The 17,664-nt window shown below is 64.6% G+C and carries 19 protein-coding genes and 1 tRNA gene; 16 read left to right on the top strand and 4 right to left on the bottom strand.

Annotated features, from left to right (window positions below; all coding sequences use genetic code 11):
- Positions 1–26: 26 nt before the first annotated feature.
- Entirely contained in the window at positions 27–560 is a 534-nt protein-coding gene (locus tag IWX81_RS14860; RefSeq protein WP_199282127.1) for a thermonuclease family protein, read from the bottom strand.
- Positions 561–623: 63 nt separating this feature from the next.
- Between IWX81_RS14860 and IWX81_RS14855 the strand changes: the two genes are divergently transcribed.
- From IWX81_RS14855 to IWX81_RS14800, 12 genes are all read left to right on the top strand, one after another.
- Positions 624–1,151, top strand: a complete 528-nt coding sequence (locus IWX81_RS14855) for a carboxymuconolactone decarboxylase family protein (RefSeq protein WP_199282126.1) — start codon at positions 624–626, stop codon at positions 1,149–1,151.
- 369 nt (positions 1,152–1,520) lie between these two features.
- Complete coding sequence (locus tag IWX81_RS14850; protein ID WP_199282125.1) at positions 1,521–2,936, top strand: HNH endonuclease signature motif containing protein; 1,416 nt, start codon at positions 1,521–1,523, stop codon at positions 2,934–2,936.
- 331 nt (positions 2,937–3,267) lie between these two features.
- A complete protein-coding gene (gene mazG / locus IWX81_RS14845; protein ID WP_199282124.1) occupies positions 3,268–3,960 on the top strand; it encodes a nucleoside triphosphate pyrophosphohydrolase in 693 nt (230 codons plus the stop codon).
- 363 nt (positions 3,961–4,323) lie between these two features.
- Positions 4,324–5,595 carry a histidine--tRNA ligase gene (gene hisS / locus IWX81_RS14840; protein ID WP_199282123.1) on the top strand — a complete coding sequence of 424 codons (1,272 nt, stop codon included), beginning with the start codon at positions 4,324–4,326 and terminating at the stop codon, positions 5,593–5,595.
- Positions 5,596–5,630: 35 nt separating this feature from the next.
- Entirely contained in the window at positions 5,631–6,065 is a 435-nt protein-coding gene (locus IWX81_RS14835; RefSeq protein ID WP_199282122.1) for a MarR family winged helix-turn-helix transcriptional regulator, read from the top strand.
- The gene (locus tag IWX81_RS14830; protein WP_199282121.1) at positions 6,062–6,835 is read left to right on the top strand and encodes an alpha/beta fold hydrolase; all 774 of its coding nucleotides are present in this window, start codon (positions 6,062–6,064) and stop codon (positions 6,833–6,835) included. The genes IWX81_RS14835 and IWX81_RS14830 overlap by 4 nt, the downstream gene beginning before the upstream one ends.
- A gap of 59 nt (positions 6,836–6,894) precedes the next feature.
- Complete coding sequence (eno, locus tag IWX81_RS14825; RefSeq protein WP_199282120.1) at positions 6,895–8,175, top strand: phosphopyruvate hydratase; 1,281 nt, start codon at positions 6,895–6,897, stop codon at positions 8,173–8,175.
- Positions 8,176–8,281: 106 nt separating this feature from the next.
- Positions 8,282–8,794 carry an FtsB family cell division protein gene (locus IWX81_RS14820; protein ID WP_199282119.1) on the top strand — a complete coding sequence of 171 codons (513 nt, stop codon included), beginning with the start codon at positions 8,282–8,284 and terminating at the stop codon, positions 8,792–8,794.
- Complete coding sequence (locus IWX81_RS14815; protein ID WP_199282118.1) at positions 8,791–9,309, top strand: DUF501 domain-containing protein; 519 nt, start codon at positions 8,791–8,793, stop codon at positions 9,307–9,309. Before IWX81_RS14820 ends, IWX81_RS14815 begins: the two co-directional genes overlap by 4 nt.
- Positions 9,306–10,568 (top strand): S8 family serine peptidase, encoded by a 1,263-nt coding sequence (locus IWX81_RS14810; RefSeq protein ID WP_442977829.1) that lies wholly within the window; start codon positions 9,306–9,308, stop codon positions 10,566–10,568. Before IWX81_RS14815 ends, IWX81_RS14810 begins: the two co-directional genes overlap by 4 nt.
- Positions 10,569–10,620: 52 nt before the next feature.
- Positions 10,621–12,006, top strand: coding sequence for an NAD(P)/FAD-dependent oxidoreductase (locus tag IWX81_RS14805; protein WP_199282116.1), 1,386 nt, complete (start codon positions 10,621–10,623; stop codon positions 12,004–12,006).
- Between the two features lie 27 nt (positions 12,007–12,033).
- A tRNA-Leu gene (locus IWX81_RS14800) sits at positions 12,034–12,107 on the top strand.
- A 225-nt stretch (positions 12,108–12,332) separates the two neighbouring features.
- Here the strand turns inward: IWX81_RS14800 and IWX81_RS14795 are convergent.
- Positions 12,333–13,175, bottom strand: a complete 843-nt coding sequence (locus IWX81_RS14795; protein WP_199282115.1) for a hypothetical protein — start codon at positions 13,173–13,175, stop codon at positions 12,333–12,335.
- Between the two features lie 275 nt (positions 13,176–13,450).
- On the opposite strand from IWX81_RS14795, the gene IWX81_RS14790 reads away from it, so the two are divergent.
- Both IWX81_RS14790 and IWX81_RS14785 read left to right on the top strand, forming a co-directional pair.
- On the top strand, positions 13,451–14,362 hold the full coding sequence (locus tag IWX81_RS14790) for a TIR domain-containing protein (protein ID WP_199282114.1): 912 nt from the start codon (positions 13,451–13,453) through the stop codon (positions 14,360–14,362).
- Positions 14,363–14,833, top strand: coding sequence for a hypothetical protein (locus tag IWX81_RS14785; protein ID WP_199282113.1), 471 nt, complete (start codon positions 14,363–14,365; stop codon positions 14,831–14,833).
- A gap of 49 nt (positions 14,834–14,882) precedes the next feature.
- Here IWX81_RS14785 and IWX81_RS14780 read toward each other — a convergent pair whose 3' ends face one another.
- Complete coding sequence (locus IWX81_RS14780; RefSeq protein WP_334594416.1) at positions 14,883–15,740, bottom strand: tyrosine-type recombinase/integrase; 858 nt, start codon at positions 15,738–15,740, stop codon at positions 14,883–14,885.
- A gap of 364 nt (positions 15,741–16,104) precedes the next feature.
- On the bottom strand, positions 16,105–16,707 hold the full coding sequence (locus IWX81_RS14775; protein WP_199282111.1) for a helix-turn-helix domain-containing protein: 603 nt from the start codon (positions 16,705–16,707) through the stop codon (positions 16,105–16,107).
- Positions 16,708–16,810: 103 nt separating this feature from the next.
- Between IWX81_RS14775 and IWX81_RS14770 the strand changes: the two genes are divergently transcribed.
- Together IWX81_RS14770 and IWX81_RS14765 are read left to right on the top strand one after the other, a co-directional pair.
- A complete protein-coding gene (locus IWX81_RS14770) occupies positions 16,811–17,011 on the top strand; it encodes a helix-turn-helix transcriptional regulator (protein WP_199282110.1) in 201 nt (66 codons plus the stop codon).
- 8 nt (positions 17,012–17,019) lie between these two features.
- Positions 17,020–17,406: a hypothetical protein gene (locus IWX81_RS14765; RefSeq protein WP_199282109.1), complete on the top strand. Its 387-nt coding sequence runs from the start codon at positions 17,020–17,022 to the stop codon at positions 17,404–17,406.
- The last annotated feature ends 258 nt before the right edge of the window (positions 17,407–17,664 follow it).

Raw genomic sequence — 17,664 nt, 5'->3', positions numbered from 1 at the left:
GCCTCCCAGTGTCGCAGCAGCGACTGTCAGCAGGCGCCCCACATGCCGGCTCCGGCATCGACGGCAGAGCGCTCAGTCGCTTCGATCTCGGACTGGAACAACAGATTCGGCCGATACATTTCGACCTCGGCGGCGCCCTGCCTGAGCATCTCGAGATTGACGTTGGTGGAGTCATCCGTATAGATGAACAGCAATGAGCGACCGTATTGGTCCAGCGGCTCGATGTCGGGGAGAACCCACACGTGAGTGCCCTCGGGGAGGAGTTGACGCAAGAGCCCGGTCGCTTCGTCGCCGTAGCATTCGAGATTGTCGCCGATTTCGGGAGTGTCGATTCCGAGCATCCTGACCTTGCGGCCGTCGGCGAGGAAGAGGGTGTCGCCGTCGTGCACGTATTCGACTGTCGCCTCGGTGGCGGCGCTCGGGATGCCGCCCGCTGCCGGTTGCGTGGTCGGGGTCACTGCGGTCGTGCCGACGCCGGCCAGCCGGCCGAGCAGCACCGCGACCACGATCGCGATGAGGGTGAGCAGCACCAGAAGCACGGGCCTGAAGCGTTGGGGCATGGCACGATTCTGACAGGTCGGCGGGAGGGTCCGCGCGCCGCCAACAGGGGGATGATGAGTCTCATGAGCACCAGCGCCTACCTCAGCCCGCCGAACCGCATGCCGTTCTACCTGCGATGGGGATTGCGGATCGCGCAGCGCCGCACGGGCACAGCGCTGCTGCCGGCGCAACTGCTGGCGTGGTATCCGAAGGCCGCCGTCGGGTCGGCCGTGCTCGAGTCGCTCATCGCGCACGACGACGGCCGGCTCACCGAACGTACGCTCAAGCTCGTGCGTATGGCCGTCTCTTTTGCGGTGTCGTGCCCCTTTTGCGTGGGCATGAACTCCGAGGGCTGGGAGAAATTGATGACTCAGGATGAGCTCGCCGCCGTCCAGGGACTGGCCCCGCTCGACACATTCGAGCCCCTCGAGCGGATGGCGATCGAGTACGCGCGCCGAGTGTCGGCGACGCCGCTGGACTTCACGCCGGAGTATGGCGCCGAACTCACCGCGATGTTCACGCCGCGAGAGCTCGTGGTGCTCGCCACGACTTCGGCGCAGGTGAACTATTGGGCGAGAGTGATTCAGGGGCTGGGGTGCCCTCCCGAGTGACGTTCTGCTCAGGATGCCGCGGCCGGGGTTCATCGTCGGCCACCCGGTCCCCACCTCCCGATCCCGGGTTACTCCACCGCACCACCACCGCGTTCTTGCCCTCCACAGCCCCGGCTTTCTCCGCCGCAACACCACCGCGTTCCGCTCCTCCGAATCCCGGGTTTCTCCGTTGCACCACCACCGCGCTTCCCGCCTCCAGATACCGGGTTTCTCCTTCGCACCACCACTGCGTTTCCCGCCTCCAGATACCGGGTTTCTCTGTCGCAACACCACCGCGTTCCTGTCCTCCACAGCCCCGGCTCGAATGACTTATCCCAAGATGTGTCGGAACCTATTGTCGAACATGTGTTCGAGGTCAAGAATTGTCGTATGACCTTCATCAGCACCCAGACAGCAGCGCCGGTGGCGTCTGCGCTGAGTGCGCTGAGTGCTCTGATGTCATCCGCGGTTGACGCTCTCACACTCGTTTCGACTGCGGCGATCGACTATCGCGATCTCGATGATGGGACCCTGCTGGAGCTCCATCGCCTGGCGGCACGCGAACGCCAACTGGTCGAAGCTCATGCGGCCGTCATCGCTGGAGAGATCGCCCATCGGTCAGCTCCGTCCCTGGGCCATTCCGGGCTCGCGCAGCGCAACGGCTACCGCACTCCGGAGGAGCTTGTCCGCGTCTCCGCGCGGTCCACCGCTCGGGAGGCCAGCGCTGCTGTGCGCGTGGGGCTCCAGTCCAGGGACTCCCAGCTCGCGAGCACTCCGCAGAGGCCGTGGCTCGTCGCAGTAAGCGGCGCGCTCGTGGCGGGATCCCTTCCCGTCGCTTCGGCTGACGCCATCCAGTCAGGGCTGGGTGAGCCTGCTCTCACCGTCTCGATCCCCATGCTGGCGTCGACTGCGGAGCAACTCGTCGCCGAGGCTGCCACTCTCGATCCCGACCGACTCTTCCGCCGCGCGCGCCAACTCCGCGATGAACTCGACGAACTGGGTGTCGCAGACAGGGAGCGTGAACGACGCGAGCGTCGATCCCTCCGATTCACCAGGCAGCCGGATGGGATGGGGCGGCTGACGTGGCTCCTCGATCCCGAGTCCGCCGCTGTCGCCGCCGAACTCTACGACCGGGCGACATCCCCGCGCCGCGGTGGTCCGCGCTTTCGCGGGGAACTCGAGACGACGGCCGAGCGCATCCTCGCCGATCCGCGCACCACCGAGCAGCTCGCATCTGACGTGTTCCTCGAACTGTTGCGCCACGGCGCCGCAGCCGACGACTCTGCGCTGCTGGGATCTGGCGCTCCGTCGGTTCGTGTGCTGGTGACGGCCACAGCTCTGGCGTCAGGGATCGGGTGCGGGCGACTCGAGGGCCAGCCGGATCCCATCTCGATTCAGACCGTCCAACGGCTCGCCTGCGCGGGAGCGGTTATGCCGATCCTCTTCGATCAGGGCCAGCCACTCGATGTCGGCAGGGATCAGCGTCTCTTCACGCACCGTCAGCGGATTGCGCTCGCGGCACGGGATGGCGGATGCCGGTTCCCCGGCTGCGAGCGGCCGCCGTCATGGACCGAAGCCCACCACGTGAAGCAATGGGTTCGGGACGGTGGAAGCACAAACGTCGCAGATGGAATCCTGCTGTGCCGGCACCATCATCTGTTGATTCACAACAACGGGTGGGAGATCACTCGAAAGGGATCTCAGTATTGGCTCGTGCCACCGCCGGACATAGATCCGGGTCAAGCGCCGATCCTGATGCCGTCGAAGAGCTCTGCCATGCGAGACCTTGCGCGCGAGAGTGCCTGACGGCCGGTGACCGATGGCGCGCGAGTGCCTTGCGGCTGGTGACCGATGGAGCAAGAGTGACTGGCAACTGGGGACCGGCGACCGGCGATCAATGGAGCAAGAGTGACTGGCAACTGGGGACTGGCGACCGGGGACCGGCGACCGGCGACCGGCGACCGACGGTGCGCGAGTGCCTGATGACTGGCGACCGGTGACCGAAGGCGCGCGAGCGCCTGATGACCCGCAACTGAGCGCGCGAGAGCGCATGGCGCCGCTACGCCGGCCCACGCTGGTCGCCGTGGGTAGTTGGCCCGCCCACGAGCCGAGCCCCGGCCAGTGCAAGGATTGAAGCATGACCCAGCCCCAGAGCGCACCGCATCCGAAACTCGACGAATTGATTGCGGTGCTCGAACGGTTGCGCGCCCCGGGTGGCTGCGCTTGGGACAGGGAGCAAACCCACGAATCGCTCGTGCAGTACCTCATCGAGGAGACGTGGGAACTCGTCGACGCCATCGAGACGGGGGACAAAGACGAGCTCATCGAAGAACTCGGCGATGTGCTGTACCAGGTGGTGTTCCATGCCGACATCGCGGCCGAAGCTGGCCAGTTCACCCTCGAGGATGTGGCCGCGCACATGACGGCGAAGATGATCGGGCGACATCCACATGTGTTCGGTGATGCTGTGGCCGAAACGGCCGACGACGTCATGGCCGTCTGGGACGACCTCAAAAAGACCGAGAAACCGCACCGCACGAGTGTGCTCGACGGGATTCCACAGCGGATGCCCGCGCTCGCGCTCGCCGACAAACTCCTCGGCCGCGCACACAAGGTCGGCCTGCTCGATGCCACGCTGCCCGGAGCCGTCAACGTCACCGACGAAGACGAGCTCGGTCCGCTGCTGCTGGCGATCGTGGCATCCGCTAAGGCGAACGGGCTCGATTCCGAGCGTGCGCTGCGGTCGGCGCTTCGGGGCCTGCAGCAGGAGATCCGCGATTTCGAGATCGAGGCCGCATCCGATGCCGGGGTGATCGGCACGTCCGACTAACGGGTCGCGAGCGGGTCGCTGGCGGGTCGCGGGAGGGTTTCCGGCGGGTCACAGGCGAGCTGTGGGGATGGTGCCCTCTCCAACCCGAATGGAGAGGGCACCGAGGCACGAAATTCAACCTCGACGAAAACATCGTGGGAATAAGCGCACCCCAGAACCGGCAGGATTACCCGACCTACCGGTTCGTCATATGGATATGTTTTATCAACACTTTCCAAGCGCTGGCAGCTGGTTTTCGGACATACGTCAACGTCACGACCGCCCACTCAGTGTACCCCGAATTGGGGATACCGGGGTGACGAGTGGGTGAGCGTGGCTCAGGTGCGGGCTGGCCAATCGCGACAAGTGCGACAGAATCGAACCATGGCATCATCGGTCACCCCTTCCCGCGGCATGCGCGATTTCCTGCCGGCAGACAAGGCGCAGCGCGAACGCGTGCTCGGCGTCATCCGGAACACGTTCCGCTCACATGGTTTCGACGAGATCGAGACGCCCGTCATGGAGGACAGTGACAGGCTGCACGCCGGCCTGGGCGGAGACAACGAGAAGCTCGCTTTCGCGGTGATGAAGCGCGCGCTCACCACCGACGACCTCCGCGCCGCCGACCAGCCGCTCGACCTCGCAGACCTCGGGCTGCGGTTCGACCTCACGGTTCCGCTCGCCCGTTTCTACGCCAGCCACCGCGGAGAGCTCCCGACGGTCTTCCGATCCATCCAGATCGGCCCGGTCTGGCGAGCGGAACGACCCCAGAAGGGTCGCTATCGCCAGTTCGTGCAGTGCGACATCGACATCATCGGCGAGGCCGGCCCGATCGCCGAGGTCGAACTCATCACAGCCACGGTCGCGACGATCGACGCTCTCGGGCTCGACGGGTGCAGCATCCGCATCAACGACCGCCGACTGCTCACGAGCGCGCTCGAGCTGCTGGGGTTCCCGCCGAAGGAACATGAGCCGGTGCTCGTCACCATCGACAAGCTCGACAAAATCGGCCACGACGGCGTCATCACCGAGCTGAGGGACCGTGGATTTCCCGCGGGACCGGTCGACGCCCTGAACGAGTTTTTCACGCGCCCCGTCGCCACAGAGCTGCTGCCGTTCGGTGAGGCCGCGATCCGCAAGGCGCTGCCCGAGGGGGTCGACCCCGTGGCGGTCGCCGAACTCGCCGCGATCGGTGAGGCTGCGACCGAGGTCGTCGGCCGCGATGTCGTGGAGTTCGATCCCTGGCTGGTGCGGGGGATGGGCTATTACACGGGCACGATCTTCGAGGTCGCACACCCGTCGGTGAACTATTCGCTCGGTGGCGGTGGACGTTACGACGGCATGATCGGCCGTTTCCTCGGCAGCGACGTTCCGGCTGTGGGCTTCTCGCTCGGGTTCGAGCGGATCGTCGAGCTGGTCGAACTCGAGAGCTCCGAGGTGGCGGATGCCGTCGCCCTCATCCACGACCCCACGATGTCGCCCGCCGCCCTCCTCGGCCTGAAAGCTGCCCTCGTCGCGGACGGTCGCCGGGTCAGGGTGGAACGTCGGCCGAAGAATGTCAAACCGCTGCTCGACCAGCTCGTCGCTGCCGGTTTCGGCTCCTATGCATTCGTCGACGCCACCACGGTGACACCGGAGTTCAAGCAGCTAGGTTGACGCGAACCCCCTCTTATTGTTAACTACTTAACAATATGAACGACGACATCACCTCCAGCACGGCCTTCAAGCTGCACCGGGCGACCGCGCTCATTGACCGCGTCGCCGACGCGTACCTGAGCCGCGAGCACGGCATCCGCTACGCCCTGTTCCTCGTGCTGCTGATGGTGCGCGTCATGGGGGAGCCGAGCCAGCGGGCGGTGGCGACCGCGCTCGACGTGTCACGGGCATCCATCACCCAACGGGTGTCCGCGCTCGTGGAGGCAGGACTGCTCCGCGTTGCGCCAGACCCCGCTGACTCCCGCGCCAACATCGTGAGCCTCTCGAGGAAGGGCGCCGGGCTCGTCACCGTGGCATGGGCCGGGCTCGAGCAGCACCAGGATGGCCTCGACCACGGTGTCGACGAGCCCGCGCTCGCCGCAGCGCTCGACCGCATCATCGCCAACGGTGAGCGGATCCTCGGATCATGACGGTCGGGCCGATGAAAGTCCGTGAACTGGGCGATCCGCAGGGCGAGACGCTGCTCATGCTGCACGGCGGTACGGTCGCGGGATGGATGTGGGGGCCGCAGGTTCCCGCCTTCGGCGACTACCGCATTCTCGTGCCCGACCTGCCCGGGTTCGGTGACAGCAATGAGCTCCCGTGGCGGTCGACGGCCGAGGCGGCGGATGCCCTGGCCGCCGTGCTCGGAGAGGTGCCGGCGCACGTGGTCGGGTTGTCGCTCGGCTCCACCGTCGCGGTGCACCTCGCGTCGCGGCATCCACGACTCGTCTCCAGCCTCTTTCTCGCGAGTGCCCAGGTTGCCCCGCCTCGCCGCCGCGACGTGCTGCTCGGCAGGCTCTCACTGGTGGCGTGGAACCAGCGCGCGTTCTGGGCGGCGACCGCGAAGGCCTACGGACTCAGCGGGGATGACGCCGAACAGCTCATCGACACGGGCCTCGGCATCGATGTGCGGACGGCCCGTGCGATCCTCGAGGAGGTGCGACTGGGCATCCCCAGCGACGTGCTCGCGACGGTGACGGCGCCGACCCTGGCCGTCGCGGGATCTCTGGACTCGGCCACGATCACCGGCGGATCGCTCGATGCCGTGCGGGACGGCATCCCCGGTAGCCTCGTTGCGACGGCGAGGGGACTCCACCACCAGTGGAATGTCGAGAGCCCCGATCTCTTCAACGCGGCACTGCGGTGTTGGCTCGATAATGGGACAGTGTTCTCCGGCCTGTTTCCCGACCGGGACTAGGATTTGTTCGGGACACCACCACTGACGTCCCGGCTTTTTCACTATAAGGAGATACCCCTGTGGCTTTGATCGAAGCAGTTGGCGCTCGCGAAATCCTCGACTCCCGGGGAAACCCGACCATCGAGGTTGAGGTCTTGCTCGAAGACGGAATCGTGACGCGTGCGGCAGTGCCGTCCGGCGCATCCACCGGTGCGTTCGAGGCGTACGAGCTGCGCGATGGCGACCCCAAGCGCTACGGCGGCAAGGGTGTTCTGAAGGCCGTCGACTCGGTTCTCGACGTGCTCGGCCCCGCCATCGAGGGCTTCGACGCCGCAGACCAGCGCCTGATCGATGCCGAGATGATCGCGCTCGACGGCACAGACAACAAGCAGAAGCTCGGTGCCAACGCACTGCTCGGTGTGTCCCTCGCGGTCGCGAAGGCCGCCGCCGACTCGGCCGACCTTCCGCTGTTCCGCTACCTCGGCGGCCCCAACGCCCACACGCTGCCCGTCCCGATGATGAACATCATCAACGGCGGCGCGCACGCCGACACCGCCCTGGACATCCAGGAGTTCATGGTGCTGCCGATCGGCGCCGACAGCTTCTCGGAGGCCCTCCGTTGGGGCACCGAGGTCTACCACGCCCTCAAGGCCGAGCTGAAGAAGGCCGGCCAGAACACCGCCCTGGGAGACGAGGGTGGATTCGCGCCCGACCTTCCCGGTGCCCGCGCAGCCCTCGACTTCATCGTCAACGCGATCTCGTCCGCCGGTTTCACGCCGGGCGTCGACTTCGCTCTGGGCCTGGATGTCGCGGCGACCGAGTTCTACAAGGACGGCGTGTACTCGTTCGAGAACCAGCAGCTCTCGGGTGAGCAGCTCACCGAATTCTGGGTGGGCCTCGTCAACGATTACCCGCTGGCCACCATCGAAGACCCGCTGGACGAGGACGACTGGGCCGGTTACACCCACCTCACGTCAGTGCTCGGTGACAAGGTGCAGCTCGTCGGCGACGACCTGTTCGTCACCAACCCGACCCGACTCAAGCGCGGCATCGACGAGAAGGCGGCCAACTCCATCCTCGTCAAGGTCAACCAGATCGGCACCCTGACCGAGACGCTCGACGCGGTGGCCATGGCACAGCGCGCCGGATACACGACGATCATCTCGCACCGTTCCGGCGAGACCGAAGACACCACCATCGCGGACCTCGCGGTGGCGACCGACTCCGGACAGATCAAGACCGGCGCGCCGGCCCGGTCCGATCGCGTCGCGAAGTACAACCAGCTGCTGCGCATCGAGGAGGAGCTCGGCGACGCCGCGGTCTACGCCGGCCGCAGCGCTTTCCCGAGGTTCGGCAAGTAACACGCTTTACACGAACGGGCGTCGCGACCATCGGTTGCGGCGCCCGTTCCGGTGAGCGGCCCCGTCGCGGCGGGGTTTATGACTCGCGTCGTTTAAGCTCTAACCCATGGCCAGGCGAATGACGACTCGAGTGCCGGTGTCGCTTCCGCAGGAGAGCGCGCCGGAACACTGGTTGCGCACCATCCGACTCTCGGGGTTCACCTTCCTCATGCTGTCGCTGCTGATCCTGGCGGTCATCGTGCTGGCTCCGAATCTTCGCGTGTTCATCGAACAACGCCAGCAACTCACCGCCCTGCAGCAGGACGTGGATAACGCGCAGCAGGCTGTCGACGACCTCAACGACAACGTCGCCCGGTGGAGTGATCCCGCCTACGTCAAGTCACAGGCCAGGGAGCGTTTGTTCTACGTGTTCCCCGGCGAGGTGAGCTACCTCGTGCTCGGTGGCGGTGACCCCGTGGTCACCCAGAACGGCCTGCCGATCAGCGACCAGATCCAGACCACCCAGGTCGATTGGACCAGTACCCTGCTTTCCTCGATCTTCACCGCCGGACTGACGGATGCCCCACCCGTCGAACTCGAGGTGCCGGCGTTCGGCGTTCCGGATGCGGTGACCCCGTGAGGCCGCCGTTCGACGCTCCGACCGCAGAGGATGTGCGGATCGTCTCCCTCCAGCTCGGCCGACCCGCGCGAGACGTGGTCGGGATTTCGGCGCGGTGCGTGTGCGGCGCCCCGACCGTCGTGTCGACGAAACCGCGACTCACCGACGGCACTCCGTTCCCCACGTTCTACTACCTGACCCACCCGGCGGCGACGGCCGCGGTATCGACTCTCGAAGCCAACAGCGTGATGCCGGAACTGGCCGGACTGTTGGCCGACGACGGCATCCACGACGCATACCGCGACGCGCATATGTCGTACATCTCCGATCGTGAGAGCTTCGACGTCGTCGAGGAGATCAACGGCATTTCGGCCGGCGGCATGCCCGACCGGGTGAAATGCCTGCACGCCCTCGTGGGCCACAGCCTCGCGGCCGGGCCCGGCGTGAATCCGATCGGTGACGTCGCACTCGAGCGCTCGGGGTGGAGCCCGAGCGTCTGCCAGTGCGCGGACTACTCAGCTGCGGACACCCCGTGAGCAGGCGCTGGGGGGCTGCGGCAGTCGTGACGGCGGTTGCGGCATCCGTTCTCTTCGGCGGATCGGCGGCCTCTGCCGATGCCGTGCGAGACGACCAGTACTGGCTCGACAGCTACGGCATCCGCGCGGCATGGGCGACGACCCAGGGTGCCGGCGTCACTATCGCCGTCATCGACACCGGGGTGGATGGCAGCGTGCCGGAGCTCGCGGGCGCCGTTGTCGGTGGCACGGATTTCTCGGGGCTCGGTTCTCCCAACGGGCAGAAGCCCGTGGGCACCGACGGGCCCGAACACGGCACCATGGTCGCGTCGCTCGCCGCGGGCAGGGGCACGAGCGCGACCGACGGCGTGATCGGGGCGGCTCCGGCGGCATCCATCCTCTCCATCTCGATCGGCTTCGGCGAGGGCGCTAGCACCTCGGACGACCAGATTGCCGGAGCTGTGCGGTACGCCGTCGACAAGGGCGCCGACGTCATCAACATGTCGCTCACGCGCAACACTCTCGACTGGCCGGAAAGCTGGGACGACGCGTTCCTCTACGCGATGGAGAACGATGTCGTCGTGGTGGCAGCTGCGGGCAACCGGGGCAGCGGAACGACCGAGGTGGGAGCCCCGGCGACGATGCCGGGCGTGCTGACCGTCGCGGGGGTCGACACGAACGGCAAGGCGAGCTTCGACGCATCCTCCCAGGGCATCACGATCGCGGTCTCCGCTCCCAGCGAGCAGCTCGTGGGGGTCATCCCCGGCGGGCAGCACGTCAAGTGGAGCGGAACGAGCGGCGCGACCCCGATCGTCGCGGGGGTGGTCGCGCTGGTGCGGGCCGCGCATCCGGGCCTCGACGCTAACGACGTCATCAACCGCGTTGTCTCGACGGCGAAGGATGCCGGCGCACCCGGTGCAGACGCCATCTACGGGTTCGGGCTCATCGACGCGAAGGCTGCGGTGCAGGCATCGGTGCCCCGCGTCTCAGAGAATCCCATGGGCAGCCTGGCCGAATGGATCACGGTTCACCGCAGGGCGCCGAGCACCGCGGTACCCGCGCCGGCTCCCGTGCCCAGCTCCCCGCCGACGAGCACGGCGGCCCCGGTCGCGCCCGACTCCGCGGGGCCGCAGTCTCCGCTCGGCACCATCCTGCCCACAGTCTCGCTGTTGCGGAACGTCGGTATACCGCTCGCGGTCGTTCTGTTCTTTCTCGCCGCGTTCGTGGCTGTAGTGGTGCTGGGAATCCAGCGGGTCAGAGCGGCTCGCGAGACGGAGTAGATTAGGTGGCGAACTTTGACCCCAGAACTTTTCCTTCAGGAGACCACCACTCGTGCCTAAAATTCTGATCGTCGGCGGCGGCTATGCCGGCTTCTACACTGCTCGCAAACTCGAAAAGTGGCTGCGCCGCGGTGAAGCAGAGGTCACCATGGTCGATCCGCTCCCGTACATGACCTACCAGCCGTTCCTGCCGGAGGTGGCCGCTGGCACCATCGAGCCGCGCCACGCGGTCGTTCCTCACCGCAAGCACCTCAAGAAGACGAATGTCATCACCGCAAAGGTGACCGCGATCGACCACGCCGCCAAGACCGCCACGATCACGCCGGAGGTGGGCGAGCCGTGGGATGTCGACTACGACGTCATCGTCGTCACCGCGGGTTCCGTGTCCCGCACGTTCCCGATTCCCGGTGTGGCCGACGAGGCCATCGGCATGAAGAACATCGAAGAGGCGATGGCGGTTCGTGACCGGCTCCTGACCAACTTCGACAAGGCATCCAACCTCCCGGCCGGCCCCGAGCGCGACCGCCTGCTGACGTTTGTGGTCGTCGGTGGCGGGTTTGCCGGAATCGAGACCTTCGCCGAGATGCGCAGCCTCGCCTCATCGCTGCTGCCGCTCTACCCGACCCTCAGCTTCGACGATGTGCACTTCCACCTCATCGAGGCGATGGGACGCATCATGCCCGAGGTGTCGCTGAAGACGAGCCTCTGGGTCATCAAGGATCTCGCCGAGCGCGGCGGCAAGATCCACCTCGACACGCAGTTGTCGTCGGCTGTCGGCGGGCACATCGAGCTGTCGACCGGCGAGAGCTTCGACTCGGACACGATCGTCTGGACGGCCGGCGTCATGGCCAACCCCGTGCTGCGCGGCACCGACCTGCCGCTCGAGGAGCGCGGTCGCCTGCGCGTGCAGGCCGACATGCGTGTCATCAACGATGACGGTGTCGTCGATGGTGCCTGGGGTGCCGGCGACGTCAGTGCCGTCCCCGACCTGACCGGTGGAGGCGTCGGCGGTTTCTGCGTGCCGAACGCCCAGCACGCTGTCCGCCAGGGCAAGCTCCTGGCTCAGAACATTGTGGCCGTGCTGCGCGATGAGGCTCCCAAGGACTACTTCCACAAGAACGCGGGAGCGGTTGCTGGCCTCGGCGTCGGCAACGGCGTCTTCCAGTCCGGCAACATCGCGATCAAGGGACTGCCGGCGTGGTTCATGCACCGTGGATACCACGGACTCGCGATCCCGATGTGGGAGCGCAAGATCCGCGTCTTCGGCAACTGGATCTTCAACTTCGTCCTCGGTCGCGACCAGGTCGAGCTCGGAGCGCGCGCCACTCCTCGCGCTGTGTTCGAGGAGTTCGCGTCACGCCCGAAGCCCGCTGCGGATGCGCCCGCCGCCGCCAAGGACGACGCGAAGAAGTCAGCGCCGATCATCGCCAAGAGGTAGCTCGCGGTCGGTGGCCGCGGCTGGCCCGCCCCGGTAGCCCAATTGGCAGAGGCAGACGACTTAAAATCGTCCCAGTCAGGGTTCGAGTCCCTGCCGGGGCACGGCGTGGTAGGAGTCAACTTCCCCTTGTTTAGGCGGAAGTTGGATTATATTTAGGTGGTCCACGGAGGCGTTTGCCCACATTTTGCCCACATCTTAAATGGGTTCGTGGTCAGCGAGGACAGACGTGCGTCGTTTCGGTGGGCGGATAGGGCTGTCGCTGGAGCACGCTTGGTCCGGCTCGATTGCCATCCCATCGCGTCTAGGCGGTGCTGGAAGCACGTGGGTCATAAACCATCCAAGCCGGTTGCGAGCTCGACTGGTTCATTCGACTCTGCAGTTGGGCTCGCAAGGTTGAGTCTCCTGATCGCGGGAAGCAGCAAAGAGGGCTTCAACGGCCACTCAACGAAGACTGAATTGTTCCAACCGATCCACCACGCGCGCGGCGCCAGGGCGCGAACCCGAAGGAGTGTAAGCGCACCAGGCTCGGGCTCTTCTGGGCCGCGGTGGACGGCGATGGATCGAGTCACTGGTCCGAGTTGCAGCGTTTCTCCTCGCCGAGTGTCGCGTGCTGCTACAAGCTCCGCCCTGAGCGCCACTGTTCGGGGTGTATTCGGAATCTCTCCGAGGAATGCGCACGCTGACAGATAGGCGGACTTCACTACGCTGACCTGGATCTTGTCCGGATTGCGTGGTTGCGGAGCGATACGAGCCCTGCCCAATTCAAGGAGAGCCTGCACGTCGGCGTGAAAATCGTTGGTCGGGATGAGCAGCATCGAACCATCCGACGCTTCGCGCACGAGCGCCTCTCCGATGTTGCGATGGCCCTGCAGCCCCTCGCCGCGAACTCGGATGTTCACGGATTCTCGGTACCAGTTGAGCAGTTGGGATTCGAGTGTGCCGAACTTGTGATTGCAGTCGGCGCAGGTGTACGTCAGGACCTGGCCACCTATTGAATGCGGCGGAACGTGCTCGCGGACGTCCGCGGGCACTTCCCCACAGATCGGACACCTGTCGAATCTTTCGGGGCCAGTGATCGAGTAGTAGGCCTGACCGCGAACTGGAATGTGGCCCGCGGGCTGGGGCATGCGTGCGGAGATAACCTGCCCGTCAGAGGTGTCCACTGTCATGGAGAAGACCTCCGGGACCGCCCGACCCAAGGCCCGCCCACGCACTTCACTGATCACGCCTTGACCCGCCAGCCCCGCCGGCCGAACTGGTATGGGATCGTCAACTGACATACTCACATGATTGCGGCTGCCGCCGGCTGAGAACACGGCGCCGCGCCACGCGCTATTTAACCTTTTTGTGCGACCTGCCCGAATAGCGGACAATCCCCAAAGATGTCGAGGGTTAGTTCTATGCTCGGCACGTTGGAGCACGGACAACCCGAGAGGTGCCCCCGATGAACACAATTCCTAGAAACACTCGTTCAGTATTCGTCGTGCACGGGCGAAATGACGCTCTTCGCAAATCGATGTTTGATTTCCTTAGGAGCATCAATCTTTCTCCAATGGAGTGGACGACGGCAGTCGAGCTGACAGGTGAAGGTTCTCCCTACATCGGTCAGGTATTGGACGCTGCTTTCGAGCACGCCACGGCGATTGTCGTTCTTATGACTCCCGATGAAGTCGCGTACCTTCAGCCTCGGTATGCCCACGGAGAGACGGACACCGAAATGTTGCCTGCACCACAGGCGCGACCCAATGTGCTTTTCGAGGCTGGAATGGCGCTTGGACGGGACGCGAAGCGTACCGTTCTTGTCGAGGTGGGTGAGGTACGCCCGTTCAGCGACGTCGCGGGTCGCCATGCCATTCGCCTGAACAATTCGACGGCTAGCCGCCAAGCGCTCGCAAGTCGTCTTAGGACGGCGGGTTGCGAGATCGACATCTCGGGAACTGATTGGCACACAACGGGGGACTTCACCGCGCCCCCTCCGCCCGGAGACGGATTGGCGCTAGGAAGGAGGCTCCCCAGCAGCGCGCCGACACGAAAGTCGCTGGAATTCGATCTCAAGTACATCAATAAGGGCGGTAACCGCATCGACAAACTCCAGGTGATAAACCGAGGAGTCGAAACAGCCTACGAAGTCGCGCTGACCGTGCCTGAGAATGCCGCGCTCGACATGCGTACCAATGGCGACGCCGTGATCCCGAAGATCCCGGGTGGGGGACGGTCCGTAACAATCGACGTGCTCAGCTACCGCAGGTTCATGGGCAACGGCGGGAAAGACGACGCGTTCGACGTCACGATCACCGCGCGCACTGAAGGCGGCGAGCAAGTCCAGCAGGATGTCTTTCTCGACTTGAACGGATAAATGATGGACGAAGAGATTCGAGTTCCCGTGTCCTTGCCCCTCGACAGTGACGGCTTTCTTCGCCGTGAATGCCCCACTTGCGAACAGGAATTCAAGTGGTTCAGCCACGTCGAGGGTGACCATGACGCCGAGCCTGCAAGCCAATACTTCTGCCCGCTCTGCGGAGCACCGTCAGGTCTGGACGCGTGGTGGACACCGGCGCAACTTGAATACGGATACGGCAGCGCCGGGCCAGCGATTGATCAGGTGGTTTCGGATGCCATGGCGGACATGTTCAAGGGCATGAAGGGCTTCACTTTCAAACCGAACGCTTCGTTCAGCTTCGACATCCCGACGCCGGAGGCCCTGCACGAGCCTGACGACATGGTAATTGTAGAACCGCCGTGCCATCCGAACGAGCCGATTAAAGTGCCTGAGCAGTCGACCGAGCGAGTCCACTGTCTGGTTTGCGGGATGGTCTTTGCGACTTGAAAGGACATCACTGGCGCGTGGCAAGCGCATTGTTTTTCCAGCATCGAGATCACAATGGCGACGTAGTTCGCATGCTCTTGGCATGTCGATCTCTATTTGCAGAGTTCCGCGGTGTGGGCACGTCGGAATCGACGGCCGACCGATTCCGAGCTGCGTCGAGTGCCGAGGCCAAAGTGTCGAGGTCGTCGTCGAAGAGGTCTGCGTAGACGTCGAGTGTCATTGCCGCAGACGAGTGGCCGAGCATCCGTTGGATTGCTTTGACGTTGCCGCCCGCCGACACGGCGAGACTTGCGGCAGTGTGGCGCAGATCGTGCGGAGTGAGCCTGATGAATGTCGGGTCGAGATCCTTCGCTCGCCCGATCGCCACTTCAAACCAACCGTCGCCATGGGCCGGCTGCTTGAGGTGGTCGACGCCGTTGCCGAAGAGGAGACCGTTCTGACCCTTGCCCTCACACGCGCGAGCGAGCTCGAGCGTGAGGAAGTCTGGAAAGGGAACGACCCGAGCCGAGTGGTTCTTCGGGGTGCCGACGATGATCTTGCCGTTTACCCGCGTCGCGTTCTCACGGACGCTCAGGCGCCGGCGGAGAGTGTCGACATCGCGCACGCGTAACGCGATCGCTTCGCCCCACCGCAGACCCGTGTAAGAGAGCAGACGCACGAGCGTCGCGTGCTGCCCAGACGATCTCGCAAGGATTTCGACCTGTTCGTGGCTGAGGTAAGTGTGCGCTCGCTTACCCTTGCGGGGCAGCGAGACGCCGCGGGCAGGGTTAGCGAGGATGCGTCGGTCGCGGACGGCAGTGTCCAAAATCGCTGCGAGCACTCCGTAGCAACGAAGCACGACCGTCGCCGAACGCGGACCGACCTTCGTGTGCCTCGTCACTGCGGTGCCCTGTGTGAGCTGAGACACCCATGTCTGAACATCAGAAAAGCGGATGTCCGAAAGCGGGGTCGTGCCCCAGCGAGGTTCGACGTAAAGGCGCCAGGCGATCTCTAGCGGCTCGAACGACGAAGGTTTGAGATGCGTCTGTGACGGTAGCCACACCTTGCCAAGTTCAGCGACGGGAACCTTGGAAGATGAGCTATCTACAAACTCGCCGCGAGCCTTCGATACCTCGGTTGCAGCTAAAAAGAGCTCCGCTTCGCGCTTGGTCTTGAACCCACGTTTGTCGGTCTGGCTGTGATCAGGTTTGCGGTACCTGACCCGGTAGCGCTTCCCATCAGATGTGGCGTAAGCCGTTACTGATCCCACTGTCCCTCCTCACAAATTGTGTCTACGAAGCGTTCGCTTCGAGTTCGTCGTCGTCCACGTCTACGGGGAGGTCCCAGCCGCCGGCGTTGAGTAGTGGCCCGAGGCGGCTGATTGAGCGTTGTGCGTCCTGGAGTCGTTCGCGGGTGCGGCCGTCATATGGGGGTGGCAGTGCTTCTTCTTCGAGTTGGAGCATGACGTGAAGGCGACGGATTTCGGCGTTGAGGGTGTGCCATTCGCGTAGCGCGTTGAGTTCGACCAGTGAGTTTCGTCCGGGGAGTGTTCTGGACATGTATGCCGCGGCGTCGATGCTGGCCAGCCATGCGTCGAATTCGATGGCGGTCATCCCGTCGAAGGCGCTGCTGAGTCCCGGTAGGTCCAGTTCCGCGGATGGATCGTTCATGGGGGCGAGGATGTAGCTGGGCGGCACTTGTAATGCCATGGCGATGTTCAGGAGCTGGCTGACATCGAGGTTGGCTTTTCGCCCCAACTCGATGTTTTCGATGATCGAGACGGTCATGGTGCCGCCGATTGCGTCGGCGAGGTCTTTCGAGGTGCGCATGCCTCGGGCGCGGCGCAGCGCCTGGATCCTGCTGCCGATCGCTTTCGCCGATCCTGAGTTCGTCATTTTTGCACCTTATCGCGTTTCTGGTTGTCAAACCAGCGAGACGATCCTATCGTCACTATAACAACCAAAGCGCCTCAAGGTCGCTATATCAACAGGAGCAATTATGGACGACGATTTCATTCACGCAGCCGCGGTCGGCGAGCTCACGGGCCTCTCAGCCGGAGCGCTCGCACAGCTGAGGTACCGGGGGATTGGGCCGCGGTTCTACAAACCCACCCCGCGCAAGGTGCTCTACAAGCGCTCCGAGGTCATCGCCTGGGTGGAGGCCAGCGCCAAGGAGCGCACTTCACCCGCCTACGCGTGACAGCAGAGATGGGATTGTTTGCTGCCAAGAATGCCGTGCTCGTCGCAGCCCAACTCGGGCTCGGCGGGCCGGCAACCAGGCTGTTGCTGCACATGGCATTGGAGTGTTTCGACCAGGACCGCGACGACCAGCTGCAGCGCCGCTACTTCGCGGGTCGTGAATCGTCCGCGATCGCCCTGGGATACCTCGCACCCAACAACGGGAGTGAAGCTGCCCATCACGCGGTCAAGCGAGCTTTGCGCGAACTCGTCCACGCCGGTGCGATACGCCGGGTGCGGATGGGCGGCCGTGGAACGACCTCCGAGTATGAACTCAATCTCGACAGCTCACGGCCACCGACGTTGTCCCGGGAGGTGAACGAGCCCCTCCCGTTCCCGATCCGAGGGGTCAACTAAATGGTCCCCATAGAGGGCCCACAGCAGCAACCCTTAGGGGGCCGAACCGGTGCACCGGAGGGGGCCAGCTAGTGGCCCCGTTAACAGGAAGACCAGAAATGACCAGAACCAGAGCAGTACGCGCGCGAGACACGCGACCGGCACGAGAGGATCAGATTCAGGTCTGGGCTGCTGCGGATATCTCGGACAGTGGGCCCTCTTAAAATGAGGGTTCACTGAAAGTAGAGAACCGCATGACCGCACCACGCCGGAAATTTA

Origin of the sequence: Salinibacterium sp. CAN_S4, assembly GCF_015752305.1 — a bacterium.
Classification (GTDB): Bacteria; Actinomycetota; Actinomycetes; order Actinomycetales; family Microbacteriaceae; genus Rhodoglobus.
The sequence above is the reverse complement of the archived record's forward strand: the minus strand, read 5'-3'. Positions and strand labels throughout refer to the sequence as shown.